This is a genomic window from Bacillus sp. EB V-12 (genome assembly GCF_056158125.1).
On record NZ_JBUXJL010000024.1, the window covers coordinates 19,663 to 28,558 of the forward strand.

At 31.3% G+C, this 8,896-nt stretch carries 9 protein-coding genes and 1 pseudogene; 2 read left to right on the forward strand and 8 right to left on the reverse strand.

The genetic code is table 11. The annotated features are described in order from the left end of the window. Positions 1–700 precede the first annotated feature (700 nt). The gene (locus ACZDYH_RS29445) at positions 701–1,792 is read right to left on the reverse strand and encodes a glycosyltransferase (RefSeq protein ID WP_474887909.1); all 1,092 of its coding nucleotides are present in this window, start codon (positions 1,790–1,792) and stop codon (positions 701–703) included. 50 nt (positions 1,793–1,842) lie between these two features. Next, a complete protein-coding gene (locus tag ACZDYH_RS29450; RefSeq protein ID WP_474887910.1) occupies positions 1,843–2,430 on the reverse strand; it encodes a class I SAM-dependent methyltransferase in 588 nt (195 codons plus the stop codon). A gap of 358 nt (positions 2,431–2,788) precedes the next feature. Between ACZDYH_RS29450 and ACZDYH_RS29455 the strand changes: the two are divergent. Next, positions 2,789–3,116, forward strand: a pseudogene (locus ACZDYH_RS29455) (DUF418 domain-containing protein); the annotation flags it as partial. A gap of 706 nt (positions 3,117–3,822) precedes the next feature. Here the strand turns inward: ACZDYH_RS29455 and ACZDYH_RS29460 are convergent. Both ACZDYH_RS29460 and ACZDYH_RS29465 read right to left on the reverse strand, forming a co-directional pair. Next, positions 3,823–4,002, reverse strand: a complete 180-nt coding sequence (locus tag ACZDYH_RS29460; RefSeq protein ID WP_474887912.1) for a hypothetical protein — start codon at positions 4,000–4,002, stop codon at positions 3,823–3,825. 465 nt (positions 4,003–4,467) lie between these two features. Further along, positions 4,468–5,151 (reverse strand): lysostaphin resistance A-like protein, encoded by a 684-nt coding sequence (locus ACZDYH_RS29465; RefSeq protein WP_474887914.1) that lies wholly within the window; start codon positions 5,149–5,151, stop codon positions 4,468–4,470. A gap of 212 nt (positions 5,152–5,363) precedes the next feature. Between ACZDYH_RS29465 and ACZDYH_RS29470 the strand changes: the two genes are divergently transcribed. Then, positions 5,364–5,972: a DUF998 domain-containing protein gene (locus ACZDYH_RS29470; protein ID WP_474887916.1), complete on the forward strand. Its 609-nt coding sequence runs from the start codon at positions 5,364–5,366 to the stop codon at positions 5,970–5,972. A gap of 571 nt (positions 5,973–6,543) precedes the next feature. Here ACZDYH_RS29470 and ACZDYH_RS29475 read toward each other — a convergent pair. From ACZDYH_RS29475 to ACZDYH_RS29490, 4 genes are all read right to left on the reverse strand, one after another. After that, positions 6,544–6,849: a DUF2325 domain-containing protein gene (locus tag ACZDYH_RS29475; RefSeq protein ID WP_474887918.1), complete on the reverse strand. Its 306-nt coding sequence runs from the start codon at positions 6,847–6,849 to the stop codon at positions 6,544–6,546. Further along, positions 6,840–7,223, reverse strand: a complete 384-nt coding sequence (locus tag ACZDYH_RS29480) for a hypothetical protein (RefSeq protein ID WP_001242521.1) — start codon at positions 7,221–7,223, stop codon at positions 6,840–6,842. The genes ACZDYH_RS29475 and ACZDYH_RS29480 overlap by 10 nt, the downstream gene beginning before the upstream one ends. Before the next feature lie 162 nt (positions 7,224–7,385). Then, positions 7,386–7,961: a hypothetical protein gene (locus ACZDYH_RS29485; RefSeq protein ID WP_061885153.1), complete on the reverse strand. Its 576-nt coding sequence runs from the start codon at positions 7,959–7,961 to the stop codon at positions 7,386–7,388. Positions 7,962–7,977: 16 nt separating this feature from the next. Continuing rightward, on the reverse strand, positions 7,978–8,896 hold a 919-nt coding region (locus tag ACZDYH_RS29490), incomplete at its 5' end, for an NlpC/P60 family protein (protein WP_474887920.1).

An 8,896-nucleotide genomic window follows, 5' to 3' on the forward strand; every position in this document is an offset into this window, starting at 1 on the left:
TCATACTCAAAGGGTTTCAATTATCATTACTTCTTTGGATCTAGTGGAGAATTTTGCATTTGAAAGTATTCTGTCTATCTGAAACCATCGATTTTGATAGACGAATAAATTTTTCTTTCCAATCTAAAAAAATGCAGGAGCAGTAAAAGTTGTATCAAGAATATTAATACTTTCTAAACATATAATATGGGCCGTATGTGCAATAAAAGCTAAAACGATTCCCTATAACCAAACAGCATTCGCACTAATAATATTCACTAAGAGCTAATTTTAAATCCTTGAATTCACCGCTGTTTCTCCAGATAAATAATCGTATAAATTACTAATTGTTTGTCCAATCAAATTCAGAAACCTAATTCTGAATTTAACAATTTTACACTTTTAACAAATTTTTAGTTAGATCCCGCCAATATTGGGAAATATATACACAAAAAGAGCTATCTCTCAGGATAGCTCTAACATATAAATTGTTTAACTCACTTAGTAAGTTCTAATACAACCTTGCATTCTAGTCGATTAGATAGCTGTGTTAATAAGACATAAGTTATGTTTGAAATTAGTAAAATACATAATTCAACCTATAAATCTTACGCTGAAAACGTTATTTTTTGTTAGGTACTTGAAATTGAACTACCTCACTTTTAATTCTAAATAAAGTAAAAATAGGGTAGTTCAGAGATAGATAAATACACTTTTCTTGTTAATAAGAAATCATTAACTCCTCTATTACTTTAATATTATTAAGAGTATCCTCATCATTTGGTAAGAATCTAAGAACCATCTTGTTATGATGATGAGACTGCTTATAGTCTTTTAGTTGAAAGTAGCAGAACCCTAATTGTTTATGCGGTAACCAAGTTTTAAAAGGGTGTTTTTCTATAAAGAGAGTAGAATTGGCTGAAGGTGCTTCGATAGCTTGTTTATACCAATAGGCAGCTTGTGAAAATTGGTTATTCTTAATGAAAAATTCACCTAGACGACAGCTGAATTCCGGTTGAGGAATGTCATATTCTAGGGACTGAAATGTGATTTCTTTTTCTTTTTTAAAATTTCCAATTAGGTGATAACAACTAGCTAATTTATGCATAACAAAAAGCCTATGTTCTAATTGGATATCTTTGTATTCTAAGAACTTGTTATAAAATTCAATGGCTGATTTATATTTTTTATGTTTCTGTAATTCTCTGGCATAATGAAATATATCGTGAACTGTCATTTTACCTTTATTTTTTTTCAAAAACTGTTCGTATAATTTGAGATTTCGATTTGATTCATTATTGGTATGATTTTTTTTGTGTGTAACTATAATATCACTTTCAAGAGAATTATACTGATCATGACTACTTAAATCTTCATGAACAACGCCGTACCATTGAAAATTTTTATTTCTTTTAACTAACCTAATGCGGCGAATGCTGGTTATAACATTATTAGATTCATCAATTTCTGCATGATAAATCATGGAAACAACATCAATATCTTGAGTAAGTGATTTTTTTAAATCAAGTAGCTTTTGACGTTCTTCTGGCAAAAGAATATCATCTGCATCTAACCATAAAATATAATCCATTGAAGCTTGTTGGAAAGAATAATTTCGAGCTGCTGAGAAATCATAAATCCATTTAAAATCTAAAATTTGTTTCGTCCATTTACTAGCTATTTCTTTCGTTTGATCTGTCGAACCTGTATCTACAATAATAATTTCATCAGGAATTCCTTTAACTGATTCTAAACATCTATTAAGAGTTTCACCTTCATTTTTTACAATCATACATAAGCTAATTGTAATCATATGAGCACCTCTGTTATAAATATCATTATTTTATTAGAATTTATATCCCCCTATAACGTAGTACCTAAATGAATCTCGATAGGTGGGGCTGTAAGTAGTTCACGTTGTGGTTCTCGAATTGGTTTTATAGCGCGTAGTTCAACTATCATTTCAAGAACAATATTCCGGTAAGTATTCACATCATCTAATATCTTTTGCGCAGTTATTCCTTGATATTTGTTTGCATCTACAATGATTATAATTTTTTCAGTTAACCAATCGCCTCTATATCCATAATCTGCACGCCAATAACAAGGCTGACAAAAATAATCAAAGGAATGTAAAAAATATTGTCTTACATGCGTAGGATCTTCAAAAGCATTGTCACTTGATCCATATGGCACCTTAAAAACTGCTTTTGCATTTGGTTTAGCAATACGATGTAACTCTGCCATTAAATATAAAGGGTATTGTATATGTTCTAATAAATGTTCAGCTAAAAATTCATCAATACTATCATTTTCAAAGGGTAAGTGCTTATTTTTACAATCATCTAAATTCGCTACAACATCTACTCCCTCTTGTTTTACACTATCAAGGTTTATCCAGTTTTCAAGAATGTTCCGGCCACAACCTAAATGTAGCTTTTTCTCTTCCATAAAATCACCTCATTTTAGTTTATGTTTATTAATTTTGTTCTTAAAAAATGCTAAATGTAATTTTCAAATGAAATATTGGTTTAATTTTGAGTACAATATTTCACCTTAAGTTAATATTTCTGAATGTTTATAAAATTAAAAATCATACTATTAAAATTTAATTGTAACAATTATTGTCAGCATGCTATCTAGCTTTATAGCTAATATTATGAGGCATTTCTGACTAACCATTTTCTAACAACAAAAAAGACTCTTCCAAGTGATAGAGTCTTTCCTCATAATATTTAAATAGTTTTCGAATACGAAGGTAATCTTAATTATCAATCTAGGGTTTTAAATTTTCTTTAATAAAATTAGGTGGATTCTATTTGATGGAAAAACGCTTGCTATATTCTATATTTGCACTCTACTTAGAGCTTGTGAGAATAAAAAATATATTGAATGTCTGTACCCCCTTTATGAACATTGGCAACTATGCTTTAACGAATTACATTACCCAAAGTATACTAACTCTTATCATTCTTTCTTTGTACTTTAAAGATGTCTCACACGTATATTACTGGCAACTATGTTTCTTCGGGCATTTAATTATATTTGTACAAATTATATTCAGCAAAATTTGGAGTAAATATTTCCGCTATGGTCCTATTGAATGGGTATGGAGAAAAGGAGTTTACAAAAAATAGACCATTTTTCATCAGTACATGCAATTAACTGAAAAAAATGTTAAAATATTATATGAAAGATTAAAGATATATTTGTGGTTGTAAAATGGTGTTATTAAAATTAAAGTGGTTCAAGTCAGAGAAAGGCACCTTGTGGTGTCTTTTCTTTATGCATAAAAAAGCCTTATCTTCCTATAAAAAAGATAAGACCTTTATATACTACCTATTATCCAATTCATCAATTTTATTATAAACACATTTAGCTTCTCCAAAAAGACCGCCAGTGTCCCATTCGCCACCATAATGAGCACATCCTAAAGGATCACGATCGTCTCGTATACTTGGATGTGTATTTGGTTCATTGTCATTATTTATAATACTACCACTAATACAAATGAAAAAACTATTAACTCCATGACTTATGTACCTCCCTAATATATGTACGCTATTCATTAACCAATAATTTCCTTATACATTATATCAGCTAGGGTACACGGAAGTATAACTAATTATTTATATAGCTCATTTTATTAATTGATATATTAAAAAAAGACACCTAATAATTCCTTAGCGTACGAAATTCGCGTTTTGTTTGCAAGACCCCTTATAGAACTAATTGGGTTAAAGATGAAAGAAATGAAAGTAAACTTTAATTTTGCTAGTTACAGTATTTTTATTATGGGATTTATTCTATATAAGTGCACTTATACAGAATAAATCCCTCTATTTACGCTTTTTCTATTCTAAAACCAAATACTCCAACTTTTACTTTTACTAAATGTGTTCCAGACCAAAAAGTATGTACTTTAAAATAGTACCAATCTCCATTTTTTCTTAAATATTCTTTAATCTCATAACCTTCTTGTATAAGGTATTCTTTAATTTCATTTTCTTTATTCCCAAACATACTAATTTCCCCCTTTCAAATAATTAAATTAAACCTATTAAACAATAAATAAAAAAGTGCAAAATCCATCAACAGATTTCGCACCAAAAACAGATAAAAAATACAATCACTAGAAACATAGGAGAGTGTTTCACCATTCATTATAAACCATATCTTTACATTTTTGTGTTGTAATTTAAAAATATGTAAAAATTCATCATTTTGTTTTTGAATTTTCTTTTTATCTAAGTTATACTAAACTACAAAGAAACAAATCTCCTTTAGGCCGTCAATAATTATGCTAACAACACACACCAAAAAACCAATTCCCGTGTAATGGAATTGGTTTTTTGGTGCAATTCAGTCAATACAGCAACTTGAACCCACATTTTCAAATATAGCCTTATTAAGTCTACCATAATTTTAAATTCATAAACATAAAAAAACTAAATCACTAGTAAGTTGCGCGAATCCGCTGCTTTTTCATCAAGAAATCTGGAGTATAACAACAATTAAGTTCATACTAGCATGGACAACAAATGATACTAGTAACCTATTGGTACACACATATACTACAGCAAGTACAAGTCCAATTAAAAAATATCCAAATATAAACGGAAAATCAAAATGCATGATAGAAAAGAACAATGCGCTTATTAGTATGCTCCAAGTTTGCTTAAACTTAGACATTAAAATGTTTATGGCCGCATAACGAAAAACAAACTCTTCTACTAATGGTGCAAGAAGAACAATTGAAACAAGTGCCACAGGAGATATTGCTGCTGCAGCGACTGTACTAGACGTATTTGCTGATTGCGTAGTTAGCTGAAATACACTTTTATCTAATACACTACCAACCATCTGCGCAAAAAATACGAATATGATCCCAACTAAAATCCATATGAATGATTTTCTTGATAATTTAATCGATAACTTTGGATCATTTATTAATTCTTTACTATATATAAGAAAGGTGATTATCAGCATAAGTGAAAAACCAATTAGTTCCCAATGAACAAGAAGTTTTTGAATTGCTTGCTGTTGATTTCCCTGAATATCATACCAGCCCGTCTTCGCTAGCAATTGTACACCTATAATTCCAACAAATTGAGTCATTATAAAATATATAAGTATGATATAACCTGATTTATGTATATTACTATTATTCATGTTTATGTATTTACCCTCCACTTTTTGTTATTTAATAAACAATTTTGTTAAATTTTGATTTATCCATTTTTTCTACGTCTTTCCGCTAAACACATTTTTCCAGAAAACCTCATATTGTTGAACAGGGTTATCGAATCTCAACTTGAAAATTTTCAATTTTAATGATGTAACCACTTATAATGGAAATATACTTTTTCCAAGGGAGGAATCTAATGCATATATCAAACAGGTTTGGCTTATTTAGCTGGATTGCAACTTGCCTATACTTTTTAATTGAACCTTTCTTTATTTTCACTTCTACAGCACCTTATAACTATTTGCGTCACGCAATGAGTGATCTAGGTGTAACAACCTGTGGAGAATTCACCTACGAAATAGCTCCGTATGAAATATGCTCTCCTTATCATTTTTGGATGAATTTACTCTTTGTTATTAATGGAATAACATTTTGTATTGGAGTACTATATATTTCACAACATCTAGAAAAAACAAGAATTAATAGAATAGCAACAATTTTTATACTTATAATAGGAGTCTCCACTATAGTTTCAGGATTAATTCCTGCAGATGTAAACCTAATTGGACATTCTATTCTAGTTTGGATAGGTATGCTTACTGTCTTTCCAGGACTATTTATTTTTGCTAAGAATCTTAAAAAAGCTAGAAAATGGACATATTTCTGTTTAATAAGCTTAATAGTAATAACAATCCTTATCTCGCTTGTTTTTCTTTTCCCCTTACCTGCAGGCCTACTACAAAGACTTTTCTACTTGGTTCTTTTCGTTTGGGGAACTGTATCAACCTACAAATTAATAAAATAAAAAATTTTTCACTTTTTTGATACATTTATGAAACATTCATATGTTATCTTCAATACGTTCTTTTCTCTTTATAATACCGTGTGAGATATACTCAGACCTGAAGCCCTAGACCCCCTAACTCTAGGGCTTTTCTATTTAAATAAGGATTTTGTTAAATTTTATAACATCTCATTTGTGTAATATGTCAATTTTTTAACAACAGAACATTTAATAATGTTAAAATATAGAAGTGATTTATTTTATTACCAGGAGGAATTTCTATGTCTATGGGAACCTGGGCCGCAATCTTTATTGCTATATTTTGTGGAGTTATTTCTTCTAATAGCAAGTTGAAAAACTCCCATAATAAAAATGGATAAACACCCCACTGAAATGCTAGATATCTAGCATTTCAACTACTAATCTCTCCCAAATAACTATTTTGCTTAGTTTTCTAACAAACTAATTTGTTGTAAAAACTTAACTGCAAAGTACCCTCTAAACTCTTCTAGAAAAACCACTTGCGTGCCACTACCTTTTTAATGTTATATATTAATTTAAAAATAATCATTCCATTCTTATGTATCAAACCTCATGCAACCTTCAAATGCTTTAATCCCATTTCAAGCGCACCCGTTCCACCAAATCCCGGATTAAATAATAGTGGGACATCATACTTCTTTGCGTACTCTTTTGCTACATCAATAGATACCTGGCCACTTGCACCTTTTTGAATGACAATAACATCGCATTTTTTTATAACACTTCGAAAGGTTTTCTTTACGCCTCCGTGATTTTTCCCATCATGGAAAATAACCTGGCAGTCTCTTTTTTTGGCCAACTTCTCTAACGTTCTTCCATTTGATCCACCTAAAACTAGAATTGTACTCATTCCCATTCACTCTCCTTATCTTTCTTCTTTATGTACGTACTTGGTGATGTTAATAACACAAGTGTACAAGCTACAATATTCATTAATACGAAACAAATTACTAATAATATAACGAAAATCGGTGACAACAAGATGAGAATAAAGCCACTTACTACCAAGCATATAAAAATAAAGCCATTGCTCATGTCTTCGTAACCATCTAGTCCTTGTACAATATTCAAACTATGCATCCATACTGTGATACTATCCCAATTTTCTATTAACAGATAGCCACCACCCAACAGAAAAGCCCAGCCAAGCAACGTTCCTAATAATCCAGAATTTCGTCCTATATAATACCCCGAAACAAAATTCGCAGCAGTACCAATTAACATTCTCATTTGTATTCCTCCATATCCATTTCATTTAGCGTTATATACAAATTTCTTTTAACCATGGTTTTATTATATTAGAAAATTATGAATATTTAATAAATAATTTTTAGGTACTCTTTATTTTTTTATAAAAGGGTTGTGTTTTTCTCCACAACCCTCACTTTCTTCTTAATCCACAGGTACTTCTTCTTGTCCATGTGGAATTTGTTCAATTGGTGTTACAATTTGTGCATATTTGTTTACCTGCACTTTAAATTGTCGTGGTTCTAAGAAGTTTACCTGTTGAATTAAAACTTCAATATGAAACGTATCTACTTTTTTTCCACGATCAATTTTGGTAATACGCGCATTGTAAAACTTATCTCCATTTAGGAAATACCTTTGAACAGCTTCTGTAGCCAGCATACGCTCATTACTTGTCATCTTCATTGGTTCAATACCAAATCCAGCCTTTGTAAACAAATACGGGACATCATAACTACTATTAGAAATTTTTCGTAGCAAATCCTCTACTGTTTTTGTCTTTGCGATATATTCTTCCTCTTTTGTATCAAATCCCTTTGGCTTATCTCCAAGCATCTCGATTTCATCTTGATTGACTTGCTCTTCCTCTTGTACTTGTGATTTCATCATGTAACGATGAATCGTATTATAGGTAGCAACGCCTACTACTAATACAATAATCCCCAATATAACTAAGTACTTACGAGGCAGATTCGCTAACACATTCATAATTTTCTTCATATCTTCACATCCCAAATCAGTCTATTACATTACGGACTTGGGTCATATGTTGTCCTCTTGCCGTATAGTTTAGACCTGTAATTTGTACACCTTTATTATCACCAATATGAATCATTTTCTGATTCCCTAAATAAATAGCTACATGGTTCGGATTTTCATAGAAAATTAAGTCTCCTGGCTGTGCACGACCGATATCGGGCACCTGTTTTCCCTGTCCAATTTGGGCACCTGTCCAATCCCCTAGTTGGACACCTATACTAGTTTTAAACACATATTGTGTAAATCCAGAGCAATCGGCACTACCTGCAGCTGGATTTCTAGCGCCGGATACATAGCTCACTTTCCCTTGCCCAATCCATTTTTTCGCTTCTTCCAGTACCTTTTGTCGTTTAGCATTTGTCATTGTAGGAGAACCACCAGATGATAACCCTGGATCATCATTTTTCTTAAAGAATTTCATTGGATCTGTTGGTTGGTCATTAATACGAATTTGGAAATCTAAATGGACAGCGTATCCATTCATATTAAGGAAACCTGTATTTCTATCAAAGTTAGAACCGCCCATTTCCCCAATAATTTGTCCTTTTGTTACCATAGTTCCTGGTGCAACTAAGATTTTACTCAAATGTAAGTAACGAGATACAATACCATTTCCATGATCTACATAGACACCTAGACCACCACCATTTACATTTCCTGTTTGGGCTGTTACAATACCTACTTCCATTGACCATACGGGGTCTCCAGCTTTTCCAGCTGTCATGGCTCCAATATCAACAGCATTATGTTGTTTTCCACCACGAAAAGCATCAAACGTATCTGTAATACGACCTGATTTCGTTGGCCATTTCCAACCTTTATCCGAAATCCATTCGCCAGATACATCTGCTACACAACCTAAATCTTTGTAATATTTCAAAACTTTGGAAACGTAC